The 15,845-nt window shown below is 44.7% G+C and carries 20 protein-coding genes; all 20 read right to left on the reverse strand.

What is annotated here, in order from left to right; translation table 11 throughout:
- Nucleotides 1-14: 14 nt before the first annotated feature.
- Complete coding sequence (lysA, locus tag CDO84_RS10690) at nucleotides 15-1,334, reverse strand: diaminopimelate decarboxylase (protein ID WP_040083773.1); 1,320 nt, start codon at nucleotides 1,332-1,334, stop codon at nucleotides 15-17.
- A gap of 105 nt (nucleotides 1,335-1,439) precedes the next feature.
- Nucleotides 1,440-2,921 (reverse strand): spore germination protein SpoVAF, encoded by a 1,482-nt coding sequence (gene spoVAF, locus CDO84_RS10695; protein WP_014664473.1) that lies wholly within the window; start codon nucleotides 2,919-2,921, stop codon nucleotides 1,440-1,442.
- A complete protein-coding gene (gene spoVAEA, locus CDO84_RS10700) occupies nucleotides 2,872-3,483 on the reverse strand; it encodes a stage V sporulation protein SpoVABEA (protein ID WP_014664474.1) in 612 nt (203 codons plus the stop codon). The genes spoVAF and spoVAEA overlap by 50 nt, the downstream gene beginning before the upstream one ends.
- 7 nt (nucleotides 3,484-3,490) lie before the next feature.
- Complete coding sequence (spoVAE, locus tag CDO84_RS10705; protein ID WP_014664475.1) at nucleotides 3,491-3,841, reverse strand: stage V sporulation protein AE; 351 nt, start codon at nucleotides 3,839-3,841, stop codon at nucleotides 3,491-3,493.
- Nucleotide 3,842: 1 nt separating this feature from the next.
- Nucleotides 3,843-4,859 (reverse strand): stage V sporulation protein AD, encoded by a 1,017-nt coding sequence (spoVAD, locus tag CDO84_RS10710; protein ID WP_014664476.1) that lies wholly within the window; start codon nucleotides 4,857-4,859, stop codon nucleotides 3,843-3,845.
- A gap of 12 nt (nucleotides 4,860-4,871) precedes the next feature.
- The gene (gene spoVAC / locus CDO84_RS10715; RefSeq protein ID WP_003223947.1) at nucleotides 4,872-5,324 is read right to left on the reverse strand and encodes a stage V sporulation protein AC; all 453 of its coding nucleotides are present in this window, start codon (nucleotides 5,322-5,324) and stop codon (nucleotides 4,872-4,874) included.
- A 12-nt stretch (nucleotides 5,325-5,336) separates the two neighbouring features.
- Nucleotides 5,337-5,762 (reverse strand): stage V sporulation protein SpoVAB, encoded by a 426-nt coding sequence (gene spoVAB / locus CDO84_RS10720; protein ID WP_003230463.1) that lies wholly within the window; start codon nucleotides 5,760-5,762, stop codon nucleotides 5,337-5,339.
- On the reverse strand, nucleotides 5,752-6,372 hold the full coding sequence (gene spoVAA, locus CDO84_RS10725; RefSeq protein ID WP_040083772.1) for a stage V sporulation protein SpoVAA: 621 nt from the start codon (nucleotides 6,370-6,372) through the stop codon (nucleotides 5,752-5,754). Before spoVAA ends, spoVAB begins: the two co-directional genes overlap by 11 nt.
- Before the next feature lie 126 nt (nucleotides 6,373-6,498).
- Nucleotides 6,499-7,266 carry an RNA polymerase sporulation sigma factor SigF gene (gene sigF, locus CDO84_RS10730; protein ID WP_040082730.1) on the reverse strand — a complete coding sequence of 256 codons (768 nt, stop codon included), beginning with the start codon at nucleotides 7,264-7,266 and terminating at the stop codon, nucleotides 6,499-6,501.
- 11 nt (nucleotides 7,267-7,277) lie between these two features.
- A complete protein-coding gene (spoIIAB, locus tag CDO84_RS10735) occupies nucleotides 7,278-7,718 on the reverse strand; it encodes an anti-sigma F factor (RefSeq protein WP_014664478.1) in 441 nt (146 codons plus the stop codon).
- Nucleotides 7,715-8,068 carry an anti-sigma F factor antagonist gene (gene spoIIAA, locus CDO84_RS10740; RefSeq protein ID WP_040082729.1) on the reverse strand — a complete coding sequence of 118 codons (354 nt, stop codon included), beginning with the start codon at nucleotides 8,066-8,068 and terminating at the stop codon, nucleotides 7,715-7,717. The genes spoIIAB and spoIIAA overlap by 4 nt, the downstream gene beginning before the upstream one ends.
- A 95-nt stretch (nucleotides 8,069-8,163) precedes the next feature.
- Nucleotides 8,164-9,333 carry a D-alanyl-D-alanine carboxypeptidase DacF gene (gene dacF, locus CDO84_RS10745; RefSeq protein ID WP_040083771.1) on the reverse strand — a complete coding sequence of 390 codons (1,170 nt, stop codon included), beginning with the start codon at nucleotides 9,331-9,333 and terminating at the stop codon, nucleotides 8,164-8,166.
- A 154-nt stretch (nucleotides 9,334-9,487) separates the two neighbouring features.
- Nucleotides 9,488-10,303 carry a purine nucleoside phosphorylase I, inosine and guanosine-specific gene (locus CDO84_RS10750; protein WP_040082727.1) on the reverse strand — a complete coding sequence of 272 codons (816 nt, stop codon included), beginning with the start codon at nucleotides 10,301-10,303 and terminating at the stop codon, nucleotides 9,488-9,490.
- 12 nt (nucleotides 10,304-10,315) lie between these two features.
- Entirely contained in the window at nucleotides 10,316-11,500 is a 1,185-nt protein-coding gene (gene deoB, locus CDO84_RS10755; RefSeq protein WP_014664482.1) for a phosphopentomutase, read from the reverse strand.
- A gap of 160 nt (nucleotides 11,501-11,660) precedes the next feature.
- Nucleotides 11,661-12,551, reverse strand: a complete 891-nt coding sequence (gene xerD / locus CDO84_RS10760) for a site-specific tyrosine recombinase XerD (RefSeq protein ID WP_014664483.1) — start codon at nucleotides 12,549-12,551, stop codon at nucleotides 11,661-11,663.
- Between the two features lie 7 nt (nucleotides 12,552-12,558).
- The gene (locus CDO84_RS10765; protein WP_014664484.1) at nucleotides 12,559-12,786 is read right to left on the reverse strand and encodes a YqzK family protein; all 228 of its coding nucleotides are present in this window, start codon (nucleotides 12,784-12,786) and stop codon (nucleotides 12,559-12,561) included.
- 124 nt (nucleotides 12,787-12,910) lie between these two features.
- Entirely contained in the window at nucleotides 12,911-13,360 is a 450-nt protein-coding gene (gene fur, locus CDO84_RS10770) for a ferric iron uptake transcriptional regulator (protein WP_003223972.1), read from the reverse strand.
- 112 nt (nucleotides 13,361-13,472) lie between these two features.
- Nucleotides 13,473-14,117 (reverse strand): stage II sporulation protein M, encoded by a 645-nt coding sequence (spoIIM, locus tag CDO84_RS10775; protein WP_014664485.1) that lies wholly within the window; start codon nucleotides 14,115-14,117, stop codon nucleotides 13,473-13,475.
- Nucleotides 14,118-14,217: 100 nt separating this feature from the next.
- The gene (locus CDO84_RS10780) at nucleotides 14,218-14,433 is read right to left on the reverse strand and encodes a hypothetical protein (RefSeq protein ID WP_040082726.1); all 216 of its coding nucleotides are present in this window, start codon (nucleotides 14,431-14,433) and stop codon (nucleotides 14,218-14,220) included.
- Between the two features lie 87 nt (nucleotides 14,434-14,520).
- Nucleotides 14,521-15,840 (reverse strand): malic enzyme-like NAD(P)-binding protein, encoded by a 1,320-nt coding sequence (locus tag CDO84_RS10785; protein WP_040082725.1) that lies wholly within the window; start codon nucleotides 15,838-15,840, stop codon nucleotides 14,521-14,523.
- Between the last annotated feature and the right edge of the window lie 5 nt (nucleotides 15,841-15,845).

Raw genomic sequence — 15,845 nt, forward strand, 5'->3', positions numbered from 1 at the left:
AATCGGCGCTTTTTTTATTGCTTTACACTCGTTTTAAATGGCAGATCAAGTTTTACAATATCTTCGTATGTTTCTCGCTTCACGACTAAATGAGCCTCACCGTTTTCGACAAATACGACGGCAGGTCTCGGAATACGGTTATAATTGTTGGCCATGCTGTATCCGTAAGCGCCTGTACAAAAAACGGCAAGAAGATCGCCTTCTTTAACTTCCGGCAGGTCAATATCCCAAATCAGCATATCTCCGCTTTCACAGCACTTTCCAGCAATCGATACCGTTTTGTCATGCGCTTCTCCGATCCGATTGGCTGTCGCAGCTTCATATTTAGCTTGGTAAAGCGCAGGACGAATATTGTCGTTCATGCCTCCGTCTACTGCCACATACTGGCGGACACCCGGCACTTCTTTTTGTGAGCCAACCGTATAAAGGGTTGTGCCTGCGTCTCCTACGAGAGAACGGCCCGGTTCGATCCAAATTTCCGGGATATCAAAACCGTAACGGGAAGCATTTTCTTTCACAGCTTCGATAATTTTTTCGACGTATTCAGTGGCGTGAAGCGGTTCATCCTCTTCCGTATAACGGATGCCGAAACCTCCTCCTAGATTCAACACCTTGGATACAAATGAGTATGAATCTCTCCACTCGTCTAGTTTTTTGAAGATTTTTTCCGCTGCTAACACAAAACCGGCCGTATCAAAAATTTGCGATCCGATATGGCAATGGACACCCAGCAGCTGAATGTGTTCCGATTGTAATACTTGTTCAATCGCCCGTTCAGTTTGTCCGTTATGAAGATCGAAACCAAACTTTGAATCTTCTTGTCCCGTCGTAATGTAGTCATGCGTATGCGCTTCTACTCCAGGCGTGATCCGAAGCAGAACATCGATGGAGTGTCCCGTTTCTTTACATAGGTCTTCAAGTAGCGCGATTTCATAGAAATTATCCACCACAATGCAGCCGATACGGTGCTCAAGCGCCATCCGCAGTTCTTCCCTGCTTTTATTGTTTCCATGAAAGTGAATGCGTTCTGCCGGAAAGCCTGCCGCAACAGCCGTATAAAGCTCTCCTCCGGATACGACATCTAAAGAAAGTCCCTCTTCCTCAGCGAGCTGAATCATTGCAACTGATGAGAATGCTTTGCTCGCATATGCCACCTGTGCTTTCAGCCCTGCGGAAATAAAAGCCTGCTTAAAGCTTTTAGCACGCTCACGTATTAAAGCCACATCATATACGTAAAGAGGTGTACCATATTTCTCCGCTAAATAGAGAGCATCCACACCTCCGATTTCTAAATGACCATGTTGATTTTGTCTGCTTGTGCCGTGTAAGAACAATGTCATTCCCTCTTTCTCCGCTTATGGATGAAAGGACAGTTTTACGGACTGTCCCTTCATAATTAAGACATACATTATCATACTCTTCAGTCAGTTTCAATGCGATTATGAATTGGTAGGCTGTCTTAAGCGATTTTTGGGGTGAACGATACTGGGCCTAACTTTTGCGCCAGGTTTCGCTGTGCGGACAAGAACCTGCCACAGCGCCTTTCCGTTAAAGGGAATCAGCGGCCATAAGTACGGTGTCTGAAGGGATTTGATGCTTGCCATGGCAATAATTAGCACTGTAAATCCAATAACGAGCCCTTTTATATGAAATAAGGCAACGAGTATCATGAGAACAAGGCGGCTCATTTTGTTTGCCAAGCTTAATTCATAACTAGGCGTCGTAAAGGTTCCAATCGCCGCAAGTGAGACGTACAGAATCACCTCAGGCGAAAAAAGGCCGACCTCAATTGCAATCTGCCCGATCAGAACAGCGGCAATTAAACCCATTGCTGTCGATAAAGCTGTCGGTGTGTGAATGGCAGCCATTCTGAGAAACTCGATTCCTAAGTCCGCTAAAAATATCTGCAGGATGATCGGGATATGCGTATCTTTATTTAAACCGATAAATTTCATATTGTCCGGAAGCAGATCAGGCTGAAGCACAAAGAGAAACCAGATCGGAAGAAATAAAGTAGAAGCAAGAATACCGAAAAATCTGACCCATCTTAAAAAGGTCCCGACTGAAGGCGCCTGCCTATATTCTTCCGCATGCTGCACGTGGTGAAATAAAGTCGTCGGGGTAATGATCACACTAGGCGATGTATCCACTATAATGACAACATGGCCCTCAAGAACATGATTCGCGGCCACATCCGGTCTTTCTGTGTAGCGCACGAGCGGAAAAGGATTATAGTTTTGATTAACAATGAATTCCTCGACAGTTTTGTCGGCCATTGTTAATCCATCGACATCAATGGATGCAACTTCCTTTTCCACGATCTCAACCAGATCCGGATCAGCTATATCTTCTATATAACAAATGCTTAAATCCGTCTTTGACCGCTCGCCAACTTTCGTCATCTTGACTCGAAGGCGTTCGTCTCTGATCCGCCTTCTGAGAAGGGCCGTATTGACGACGATATTTTCAACAAATCCGTCTCTGGCTCCCCTGACTACCTTTTCCGTATCTGGTTCTTCCGGATTTCTGCCCGGATAGCTCCTGACATCAATGATAAATGCGAAGCCTGCGCCTTCAACAATGACTGCGACGAGCCCGGAAAGCACTTGGTCGGTGGTTTCATCCAAGGTTTTTACTTTTTCGACCTGGGCGTTAAGCAATCTGTTTTCGACGATATCTACCAGCTCATCAGGATCTTCTTTCCGATTGTTAATGGCAACAAGCTCTCTCATTAAATGAATAATATAAGCCGTATCGCATAATCCATTTAGATAGTAAAGCTGGATCTCTTTGTCTAAAATAATGAGCTTGCGAACACCTACATCATAGCTTGTCCCCATCCCGACACGTTTTTTGAAGTACTCTTCATTTTTAGCTGGATTCCGATAAACCCGAATTTTCTCTTCCTTGTGGTCCGGCATGATACCCGCTCCTTTCTAAAATAAACTCGACCGCTTTCATGGTGATTGGCGACCCTTTTGAGATATCGTCTTTTCTGCCCATTTTCCCAATATCCCCGATACCGACAATAAGCGGGAGATCAAGTTTATCAAGGCAATAGACAGTATCTCCACTCATTCTGTGGTCATCAAATTCTCTTTCCCCGACTTTATCGACGCCATATTCAGTTACTTCTCCATTGCGGTCAATGCTTACATCGACCCTGGTCCATTCAGCCTGATGTGTTTTTGACGCGACCGCAATCACACCGAGCACTTCAATAGACGGATGGGTCGCGACATAGGTCAGAGCGGCTTCTCCCGGACCCTCTCCTTGAAGGCCGGAGTCGTCAAACATGACAAAAACAGGATCATACGGTGCTGAGGCGATCAGCTTGACGAGCTCGGCGCCGCTACGAGTGGAGGGGTTCCCTTTCGATTGTGAAATACATCGGCCTCCTACTTTTCTTGCGGCGTATTCAATTGTTTTAGCGGCATACACATCCCCGTCTGTTACCAGTATGACCTTGCGTTTTGTTGTCATGTCGGCATTATCCTTTCGGTTTGAAAATAACAGCTACGATAAAAGCGAAGAGAATGGCGGCTGAGATACCGGCAGATGTCAGCTCAAAAATTCCCATGCCGATTCCGATAAATCCGTGTATATGCGCCTGATGCATGGCACCGTGCAAAAGACTGTGACCAAAGCTGACGATCGGAACGGTGGCGCCTCCTCCGGCAAATTCAATAAATTTATCGTAAATGCCGAAACCATCTAATATGGCACCGATTACAACGAATGTTGTCATGACATGAGCTGGCGTCAATTTGAAAATGTCCAAGAGCAGCTGACCGACGATACAAATGGCACCGCCACATACAAAAGCCAAAAGATAATCCATGTTAAGATGCACCTCCTGCACGCTCAAATACAACCCCGTGGGCGATAGTCGGGATGCTTTCTTTTTGCTGGATCATCGTCGGGCTTAACAGCGCACCGGTCGCCACGACAAATACACGGTTTAATTTTCCTTCTCTCAGCTGCTTAAAAATATGAGAGTAGGTGACAACCGCTGAACAAGCACAGCCGCTCCCCCCGGCAAAGACCTGCTGATCCGGGGTATAAATCAGAAGCCCGCAATCATCATGCTTTGTGCCGACTGGATAACCATCTTCTTTTAAGAGATCTTTTACGATTGGAGAACCGACGCCTGACAGGTCACCTGTCAGGATAAGATCGTAGTCATCCGCTGTCCGGTTTAGATCTTTAAAGTGCTGCTTAATTGTATCAGCTGCAGCCGGAGCCATGGCCGATCCCATATCAAAAGGATCTGTAATTCCTAAATCAGAAACCTTTCCGACAGTCGCACTTGTGATTTGAATATCACTCGGTGTCTGACTGATGACAACTGCGCCGCTTCCGGTTACAGTAGAAGTGGCAGTGTCCGGTTTTTGGCCTCCGTATTCTGTCGGATAGCGAAACTGTCTTTCCGCTGTTGCATTGTGACTGCTGGTGGCAGCGAGTGCCCTTTTGGCAAACCCGCCGTCAACTAACGCTGACGCGACAGCCACTGTTTCCATTGATGTTGAACAAGCGCCAAACATACAAAGAAACGGGATTTTTAAATGTCTTGCCACGTAGTTAGCCGTCACGTTTTGGTTCAGCAAGTCGCCTGCCAGCAATAGATCAATATCATCTTTTGTCAGATTGTTTTTTTGAAGCGCAACATTTACAGCGTCTTCCATTAGCTGCCGTTCCGCCATTTCCCAGCTTTTTTGATTGCAATGCATTTCGTCATAGGTTTTATCAAATAGAGAGCCGAGCGGTCCGTCTTTTTCCTTTGGTCCTGCTGCCGTTCCCGCTGAGTTCACAAATAAGGGATGTTCAAATACCCAGGTTTGCTTTCCTGTTAATTTCATTATCTTCTCCTCCTATGACATCAGTTTCTCAAAAGCAAACCGAATCATTCCAACGATGTATGCAGCCACAACCCCGAAAACAATAACATTTCCTGCCAGTTTAAACATATTAGTCGCTACCCCAAGCACTAACCCTTCGCTTTTATATTCAAGTGCAGCGCTTGCCATGCTATTGGCAAATCCTGTGACAGGTACGGCTGAACCGGCGCCTGCGAATTGTCCGATTCTGTCATAGATGCCGAACCCTGTAAGCAGGGCAGAAATTAATATCAGCGTTGCAGCCGTTGGATTTCCCGCAGTTTTTTCATTAAAATCAAAAAAATGGATGTAGAAATTTTGCAGACCTTGCCCGATTGCACAAATCAGCCCGCCCACCAAAAAGGCTTTTACACAGTTCCAGACGTAAGGCGGCTTAGGCTGATATGTTTTTACTTTTGATTTGTAATTTTCTTTAATGTTTGTCATCTTGAAACCTCCTTATGAATGGTCAATAAAGTACAGCCAATGAAATAAAGATCCCGCGATTTTCCCAATCACGATGGCCATTAACAGAATAATGATTTTACTTCTGAGCCCGATTCGTTTTGCCAAAATCGGCAGGACATTTAAAACCTCTGTAAGGGCAGCCGCTAGCATCCCGACAAACAAACCTGCCAGAAGTCCGACCGGCACAGCTATCCATTTTGTCAGATAAAGATGATTCATATGAAGCGTCTCCCATCCCCCGCAAACCGCGCCAAGAATAACAGCGGCTTCATAAGCCTGGACAAATCTCATTGTTTTGGTGAGCTGCATCAGCCGCGGAATGATCCCCATTACGGTTAAAAAAGCAACGAAACCTGCCCCCACCGTTATGCCTCCGCCGAGCCCGACAAAAATAATGAACAATACACTAACGATCATGCAGATCCTTTATGGTTTCTTGATTCTCGTGCATGGCCACATATTGATCGAGATCAAGCTGATAGTTAAACATCTCAACCTCGAGCGGGCTGGGCTCTTCATTTAGGCGCTTTTTAAATATGTGATTGAAAAACACGATCATCCCCAGTCCCAAACCGATGCTGTATGGGATTTGAAGCAAATATGGATAGTCATTCCTCTCTCCGGTTATGATTTCATATAGTGCGATATGAACATCTCTCATGCTTACATCCTCATGAAAGTTCATGATGGCAAGACACGATCCGATAAACAGAAGCAGCCAGACACCGATAAACAGAACCGTTGATAATTTCCGTTTTCGATACTGAATTTCAACAATGGCTTCTGCTCCGCCTACTGTTTGAACATCAAGTGTCGGATCTTGTAAGTGAATGGCTTTGAGGACCTGTATGATATCCAGAATTACGATATTTTTATCTTTTTCGCTCACTTGATAAAGCGGCATAGCCGAAAGTTTCTTTTTCAGCTGCAGCTGCCCTTCTATCTGCGCGGCATCTCCAACGGTAATGATATCCCCTGGATGTGCCAGCACCCGGTGGCGAAGCCGGATAAATATTCGTCGTTCCATCATTGATCACCATCTTTCGGTGGTTATATATGTAGTATGTGGTTCGATTTTGTTCTCATTCATCCGCTCGAAAAGACCATAAATTACCACGCTTTTGCACACAAAAAAGCTAGCCTGCACTGCAGACTAGCCATCCGTATGATCCATTTGAACCTTGATCTGTTTTAATATTTTCTTTTCAAGTCTGGAAACCTGTACTTGAGAGATCCCGAGCCGTTCAGCCACCTCGGACTGTGTCTGGTCCTTATAATATCTGAGATAAACGATTAATTTTTCCCTTTCCTCCAAATCGCTGATCGCTTCTTTCAGCGCAATTTTGTCAAACCATTTTTCTTCTGAGTTGTCAGCGATTTGATCAAGCAGGGTAATCGGATCTCCGTCATTTTCATAAACGGTTTCATGAATTGAAGATGGAGCCCTTACCGCCTCTTGGGCCAGTACAACATCTTCTGCTTCAATCTCCAAATGGTCTGCGATCTCCTGCACCGTCGGCACTCTGCCCAGTGTTTTCGAAAGCTCATCCTTGGCGCGCCGAATTTTGTTTCCGAGCTCTTTTAATGACCTTGATACTTTTACGGTTCCGTCATCACGGATAAACCGCTGGATTTCTCCGATAATCATCGGCACTGCATACGTTGAAAAACGCACATCATAGGTTAAATCAAATTTGTCAACAGATTTTAACAGCCCGATGCAGCCGATCTGGAAGAGATCGTCAGGCTCATATCCTCTGTTTAAAAACCGCTGTACGACAGACCAAACAAGACGCATGTTTTTTTCTATGAGGAGGTCTCTTGCCTGCTGGTCGCCATTTTGGCTTTGTTTGATTAAATCCTTTACTTCATGATCCTTCAGCTGAGCGTTTTTGCCGTTTTTCTTAACCTCCACATCCATAACAAATCTCCTTAATTACAAAGCGCTTTGCTTTTTGATAAGTGCTTTGTTAAGCGAATCGTTGTTCCCATTTCAGGCGATGAATCGATACTGACATCATCCATGAAATTTTCCATAATGGTAAAGCCCATTCCAGAACGCTCAAGCTCAGGCTTAGTCGTGAATAAAGGCTGGCGGGCTTCTTCAAGATCTGTTATGCCCAAGCCTTCATCACGAATGGTCATATATACGACATGATCTTCCAGCGTTACAGAAATGTAAACTTTTCCGTCACAGTTTTCTTCATATCCATGGATAATCGCATTCGTGACAGCCTCTGACACGACTGTTTTGATTTCAGTCAATTCATCCATTGTCGGGTCCAGCTGAGCTATAAATGAAGCGACTGTTACACGGGCGAATGATTCATTCTGGCTGAGGGCAGAAAATTCAAGGTGCATTTCATTTTTCATGATGCCACCCCCAGTGTAAGCAGGGCCTTCTGCTCAGATTGTTCAAATCGGATAATTTTAAACAGACCTGACATATCAAACAACCGCTTCACCGCAGGAGAGATAGCGCAAACGACCATTTCTCCGCCAATTTGCTTAATTTGCTTGTATCTTCCTAAAATGACGCCAAGCCCCGAGCTGTCCATAAAGGAAAGGTCCTCCAGGTTCAGCACGATATGGCGAATATCATCCTTCTCCAATGATTGAGTCACTTTTTGTTTCAGGGTTTCAGCCGTATGGTGATCGAGTTCGCCTGTTAATCGAATACAAAGCACAGATTCTTTGACATGCATGTCAATTCCAAGGCTCATGCTCATTCCTCCTTGATATGATCGGATAATGAGTGTTTCGATTTCGACGGAATGAATTCCTTCACCGTGACAAAACTAGTGGTCATTCGGCATAATTACTTAAATTTTGTCCAGTCTCCCATCGTCCGCTTCAAGAATGTGATAAACCCGGCTTTCTTCATATCTTCTTTTGCAGCAACTGGACTTTCAGCGAGTACTTCTCCATCCTTTTTCAGAACAAGAGTGCCAAGCTCTTGGCCTTTTTGAATCGGAGCACTGATATTGTCCTTCATTTTGATTTCTTTCTTCACATTGTTCATATCCTCGCCTTTTTTCGTCAATATTGAAATCGGCTCAGATGTAGTGAGTTCGATCAATTTTTGTTTCCCTTTTTTGACCTTTACTTTTGCTACTGTTTCATTTCGTTTATATAAAGGATGCGTTTCATATTGACTAAAGGCGAAATCAAGCATCTTTGTCACTTGCGCGTTTCTTTCTTTAGGTGTGCTCGCTCCAAATACAACTGCGATGGCCCGCATGTTCCCTTTTTTAGCCGAAGCAGTCAGACAATATTTCGCTTCACCTGTATAGCCTGTTTTGACGCCGTCTACACCAGGATAAAACTTGATCAGGCGATTCGTATTCACAAGCCAAAACTTTTTATCTGTATTTTCACGCAGGTAATCTTCATACGTGCCGGTAAACTTCGTAATTGATTCGTATTTCAATAATTCCTTAGCCATGATTGCCATGTCATAAGCAGAGCTGTAATGTCCTTCCTCTGTCAATCCGGTCGGGTTTTTGAAGGCTGTATTTTTCAATCCCAGCTCTTTTGCTTTTTTGTTCATTTTCTGAACAAATTCTTCTTCAGAGCCGGAAATAAATTCAGCCATGGCTACAGAAGCGTCATTTCCTGAAGCGATTGCGATACCCTTCAGCATTTCTTTGACAGTCATTTCTTCGCCGGGCTCAAGGAAGATCTGTGAGCCGCCCATTGACGCCGCATGCTCGCTTGTACGGACCTTATCACTCATTTTGATTTTGCCTTTATCTAAAGCTTCCATAATCAAAAGCATCGTCATAATTTTCGTCATGCTTGCAGGCGCCAGTCTCTCATTACTATTCTTGTTGTAAAGCACTTTTCCCGTGTCACGTTCTATCAGCACCGCAGACTTCGCTTCATGAGCAAGCTCCGATGTGCGTTTTCCGTCTTGTTTTGCAAATGCAGACGGTGCAAATGTAAGTAGCATTATACCAATCAACAAAGTGGATAAAAGACGTTTCATCTCAAAAGCCCTCCATTTCATAATCCTTTTTATTTTTTCCAAGCGGGATGGTTTTATACGCCACTGATGGAAAATGTTTCGAATTTTGGGCACAAAAAAAGACAGCTGTGTGATATCAGACACAGCTGTCTTTTGGTCCTGCTTTGATTCTTTTTTATTCGTATTGAGCGACGACCGCTTTAACAAGCTTCAAAAATCCAGCTTTTACTTTTTCGGTCACTTCCATTACTTCATCGTGACTTAAAGGCTGATCCAGAATTCCGGCTGCCGCGTTAGAGATGCAGGAAATGCCAAGAACCCGCATTCCCGCATGATTCGCCACAATGACTTCCGGAACAGTAGACATGCCGACTGCATCAGAGCCCATCGTTCTTAAGAAACGGACTTCTGCCGGTGTTTCGTAAGAAGGTCCTGTCACAGCAGTATACACGCCTTTTTGAATTGGAATATTAAGGTCTTTTGCAATCTTTTCAGCCAAGCTGGATAGCTCTTTGTCATAGGCTGAAGACATATCTGGAAATCTGGCGCCGAAATCAGCTTCGTTTGGCCCGATTAACGGGTTTGTCCCCATAAAGTTGATATGATCGGTAATAATCATTAAGTCTCCCGCACGGAATTCAGTGTTGACACCGCCTGCGGCATTTGTCACGATCAATGCTTCCACGCCGAGCGCTTTCATCACGCGTACTGGGAATGTCACTTTCTCCATTGAGTAGCCTTCATAGAAATGAAAGCGGCCCTGCATTGCAATGACGGAAACTCCTTCAAGAGTGCCCAGCACAAGCTGTCCCGCATGCCCTTCAACAGTAGATACCGGGAATTCAGGTATGTCTTCATATTTCAGCTTGACCGGATTTTCGATTTCGTCCGCCAAAATGCCAAGACCTGAGCCTAAAATAAGGCCGATCTTCGGAGATTCCGGCAGGTTTTGTTTAATAAAAGCGGCTGCGCGTTCAATTCTGTCCTTCAAGAAACAGTCCCCCTATTGTAATAAAGATAAAAAGCTTTTCCCGTATTTCGGTTTATTTGTTTGGAAATTATCAGCGATCGTTGCGCCGATATCGGCAAATGTATCTGCGAGCGGCAGCATTTGCGCTTTTTTATGTTTTTTGCTGTAAGCGAGAATCGGCACATACTCGCGTGTATGGTCAGTCCCATGATGAATCGGATCATTGCCGTGGTCTGCTGTAATAATCAACAGATCGTCTTCTTTCATTTTTTCAAACACTTCCGGAAGCCGCGCATCAAATTCTTCAAGCGCGCGTCCGTAGCCTTCAGGGTCACGGCGGTGTCCGAATAAGGCGTCAAAATCAACAAGGTTCGCAAAGCTGAGACCCGTAAAGTCTTCTCCCAGCGTATCGATCACCTTGTCCATTCCGTCCATATTAGAAACCGTTCTCCGTGAAGAAGTAATGCCTTCTCCGTCGTAAATATCAGAGATTTTACCGATTGAAATCACATCTAAGCCGCTGTCCTTCAATTCATTCATGACAGTGCGGTCAAACGGCTTAAGCGCATAGTCATGGCGGTTTGGCGTCCGTTTGAATTGCCCCGGCTCTCCGACGAACGGCCTTGCAATAATGCGGCCAACCATATACTTCGGATCAAGCGTCAGTTCTCTCGCCGTTTCACAAATGCGGTACAGCTCTTCAAGCGGCACAACCTCTTCGTGAGCGGCAATTTGCAGAACAGAGTCAGCAGACGTGTAAACAATTAAAGCTCCTGTTTCCATGTGCTCCTGGCCAAGCTCATCCAAAATCGCCGTGCCTGAAGCCGGCTTGTTTCCGATTATTTTGCGTCCAGATCTCTTTTCCAGCTCTTGAAGCAATTCATCAGGGAAGCCTTCCGGGAACACTTTAAAGGGTTTATCAATGTATAAGCCCATAATCTCCCAATGGCCGGTCATTGTATCTTTGCCGTTTGACGCTTCTTGCATTTTTCCATAATACGCAAGCGGATGTTCTGTTTTTTCTACACCTTTGATATCTTCGATAAGACCAAGGCCGAGTTTTGCCATATTCGGCATATGTAATCCGTTCATATGCTCGGCAATATGCCCGAGCGTATGAGCGCCTTCGTCATTAAAGTCAGCGGCATCCGGCGCTTCGCCAATTCCGACTGAGTCCATCACAATTAAAAACACACGATTATATTTGTATGCAGGCATCTTGAAAGCCTCCTTTTTTTCTATACGTCTATTGTATCGCTAAGAGGTCTGACAACTCAAGTATAAACCGTTTTCATTCCCGTTGACAATGCATTTGGAAATAATGAGAAACTTCAATATTTTCTGTCGCTCTAAACAAAAAAGCCGCAGCCATCTGCGGCTATGCACGCGGATGAAACTGCTTGTACACATCCTTCAGCCTTGTTTTCGTCACATGCGTATAAATTTGCGTCGTGGATATATCCGCATGACCGAGCATTTCCTGAACCGCTCTTAAATCTGCCCCGTTCTCAAGCAGATGCGTCGCAAAGGAATGCCTGAGTGTATGCGGAGTCAGCTCTTTCTTAATCCCGGCTTCCAACGCGATTTTCTTCAGGTTCTTCCAAAATCCCTGGCGGCTGATCTGTTTGCCGTGATGATTTAAAAAGAGGGCGTCAGACACATTGTTCTTTAACAATTTCCCCCTGGCTTTTGTCATATATTCCTCAATGGCGGAAGCGGCTGCTTCACCAATTGGCACGATCCTCTCTTTTCTTCCTTTGCCGAAGCATCGGACAAACCCCATAGATAAATGAACATCAGACGTTTTCAATTCAATCATTTCACTGACTCGTATGCCTGTCGCATATAGCAGTTCCAGCATTGCTTTATCCCGATAGCCGAAAGGGCTCGTCAGCTTAGGCGTGTCCAATAATCGCTCGACCTCATTGAGTGCGAGCACTTTCGGAAGCGCCCGTTCCGTCTTTTGTGTTTCGATATGAACGGAAGGGTCCTTGTCCGTCACTTTTTCTCTGAGCAGAAATTGATGAAAAGAGCGAATGGATGCCAAATGCCGCGCCGATGTCTTCCCGGATTTCCCCGAGTCCTTCAAGTGCTTTAAGTATTGGATAATATGTATGCGGGTCACGTGATTCCAATCCGTAACATGAAGGGTTTCTGTTAAGTAGAGAGAATAGCTTTTCAAGTCACGTTCATAGGATACGATCGTATTTTGAGAGAGCCCTCTCTCTACCATGACGTAGTGGATGAAATCCTTTATTTGATCTTTCACTCTTGATCTACTCCCCGTTTTGGTAAAAAAAGATCAACCGGTCGAACCATCCGCCTTTTTCATCCTGATCCATTTCCACAACTTTTACAGCGGAGCCTTCCGGTTTATCGTACCGATGATAGTTTTCATACTCTTGATTCACCCATATCATAGCATAATAGAACAAAGCGGTAAAACCGGTAAACAGGATGAAAACTTTCAATGCATCGACAGTTGTTTTCAGGAATCTTCCCATGTCCTAATCGATCCTTTCCCTATGGTTCCAGTTATATAAACCATATGCCAAATCAGAAAGGTTTTATACATAGAAACAGCAAAAAACCCTTTCCCCAGGAGAAAAGGTTCGCGCTCGGCACCGTCTATTCAGTTTCTTTTCCGTTACAGCGGTGGCAAATGCCGTGAAACGTTAATCTATGATCTTTAATCTTAAATTTCCAATCACGTTCAATGATTTCTTCCACGTCTTCAAGCAAATCTTCTTCAATTTCATCAACGGCTCCGCACTCCATGCACACCAAGTGGTGATGAAAGTGGGCTGCGCCCTCTTTCCGAAGATCGTAACGGGATACGCCGTCTCCAAAGTTAATTTTATCAACGACTTTTAATTCAGTTAATAATTCAAGCGTACGGTATACTGTAGCGAGACCGATCTCAGGAGATTTCTCTTTTACGAGGAGGTATACATCTTCTGCGCTTAAATGGTCTTCTTCGTTTTCAAGCAGCACTCTTACTGTCGCTTCACGCTGGGGCGTAAGTTTATAGCTGGATGAGTGCAGTTGTTTCTTAATTCGATCAATACGGTTTTCCATGTCTTTCCCTCCTACGCCGCATTCCATGACTCATTATAACAAAATAAGCGCAGAGTTCCAACTATAATTATTATAAACTGATAAATAAAACGATTTTCTTTTAATAATTATTTTAAAAAAGTTTCGATGTAAGCTTTTCCATTAATACAGGAGATAAGTATGCTTCAAAGAGAGACGAAATCAGCGCTAAAAGCAGAATAACCAGCAGCACAAAGGCATACCGTCCGAACCATTGAATCGGCGCGTCATGCAGGCTTCGTTTCACGAACAGCTGCCTAATTAACTTTAAAGAAAACGCAATCGCACACGTACCCATAATGAGATACGCCGGAATCAGCAGCACATTTTGCGGCAAAACGGAGACAAATGATAGGAAAAACCCGCTCACTCCCATCTGATTGACAAGGAACCCGACAGTAAAGCCGACGACGATGCCTTTTAGAAAGATCATGATAAAAATAATCGGCATGCCAATGACGGAAATCCCCAATATCCACATTAGCCCTAAATATTTTGCATTATGAAAGATACTTTGTCCAAACATATCAGATGCACTTGCTTGTTTTCCATCCGAAAGCTGTCCGAAAAATTGGCTTAAATAGTAGTATAAATCTTCTTTCTGGCTGATGGTCATGCTGTTGACAATGATCGCGCCAAAGATGACACCCATGAAAAACAGCACTGAAACAAATATATAAAGAGAGAGATGATCTTTGACGTGCCTGAGAAACATGTCCTTATAAGAGATTTTTCGCATACCGTTTCCTCCCGCCCGCTCTATTGATTTGATTTAATAGATTGTATGAAAGAAACACAAAAAGATGCCCCTTTTCAAAAAGAAACGATAGAGAAGAATGCTAGGTGGTTTTTTTGGACGAAAAAAAATCCTTATCATCAACTGCCGTATGATCATAAGGATTCTTATGCTTGCTTTTATTCAAAATCTCTTTTTTGCTTTTTGTCATTCTTTCATGTGTGCTGAAAGATGGTGTACTGCCTCTTGATGATAAGACGTCACGTCCGCCGTTTCTCAGCCGATGCTCCCGCTTCTTTTTTGCCTTGCTTTTTGCCATGTGATCACTCCCTTATTTAGTAATGATAACAAAATTGAACACGGATAAGAAAAAACAGCACCCTGCTAAGGTGCTGTTTAGCTACTTTTATTTTACTGCTGTAAGAGCTGCATGCTCGACAGCTGCTGCTACCTCATGATGGACTTTTGAATCAAGCGGCTGAGGGACCACATCGCCTTGTTTTGTGCAGGCTGCGATGGCCTCTGCTGCTGCGACAAGCATATCATGATTAATTTCCTTGCTCTTTGCGTTAAGCGCTCCTCTAAAAATCCCCGGAAAACCGAGTACATTATTAACAGAACGCCCGTCAGCTGCATATGCGGCGCCAGCCTGCAGTGCGGCCTCCGGCTCAATTTCCGGCTTCGGATTTGATAATGCCAAAATCACCTGGCCGGAACGTACAAATGCCGGTTTGATTAACCCCGGAACTCCAGTTGTAGCAATGACAATATCACATGTTTCCATGAGCTCCTCAATACTGGAAACCGCATGTCCGCCGTATTGTTCAAGACGGTTCATTGCCGCCTCTGATTTGTCTGTTCCGTACACGGCTTTCACGCCATAGGCCATGAACATCCGGCAGATGGCGACGCCTGCCGCGCCCAGGCCGATTTGCCCCACTTTCGCTTCCTTGAGGTCAACCCCCGCACTCCTGCATGCCGAGATGGCAGCAGCCAGCGTCACTACAGCTGTACCATGCTGGTCATCGTGCATAACAGGGATGTTCAGCTCCTCTTTTAGGCGGTCTTCGATTTCAAAGCAATGCGGCGAACCGATATCCTCTAAAAGGATACCGCTAAAACCAGGAGAAATATGTTTTACCGTTTTGATGATTTCTTCCGGATCACTCGTATCAAGCAATATCGGGATGCCGCTAATGCCCGCCAGCTGATCAAATAAAGCAGCCTTTCCTTCCATGACAGGCATGCCTGCGACAGAGCCGATATTTCCAAGACCTAAAATAGCGGTTCCATCGGTTACAATCGCGACAGAATTGCTGATCGTTGTATATATAGAAGCCTTTTCAGGTTCTTTTTCGATCAATCGGCACACATCTGCAACACCTGGTGTATAGACACGCCCCAGCTCTGCAAGTGAACGGATCGGCATTTTGCTTTTCATTTGGATTTTTCCGCCTTCATGTGCGGACAGGACTTCATCAGATACGGTATGAAGTCTGATCCCTTCTCCGAGGGCCTGGACAGCCGCGATCACTTCCTGAAGCTGTTCTTCATTCTCCACTTGAACGGTAATATTCCGCATTGTGTAATTGGGGCCGACTTTTACAGTCTCCACTTCACCAATATCCCCGCCCAGAAGGCCGATTGCCGTAGCCACCCTTCCAAGATTTCCGGGAACCGAAGGCGTTTCGATCATCAGTGTCCGAATCATGTGTTTCGCTATCATTCAGT

It is taken from the genome of Bacillus sp. MD-5 (assembly GCF_002201875.1).
In the GTDB taxonomy this organism is placed as follows: Bacteria; Bacillota; Bacilli; order Bacillales; family Bacillaceae; genus Bacillus; species Bacillus stercoris.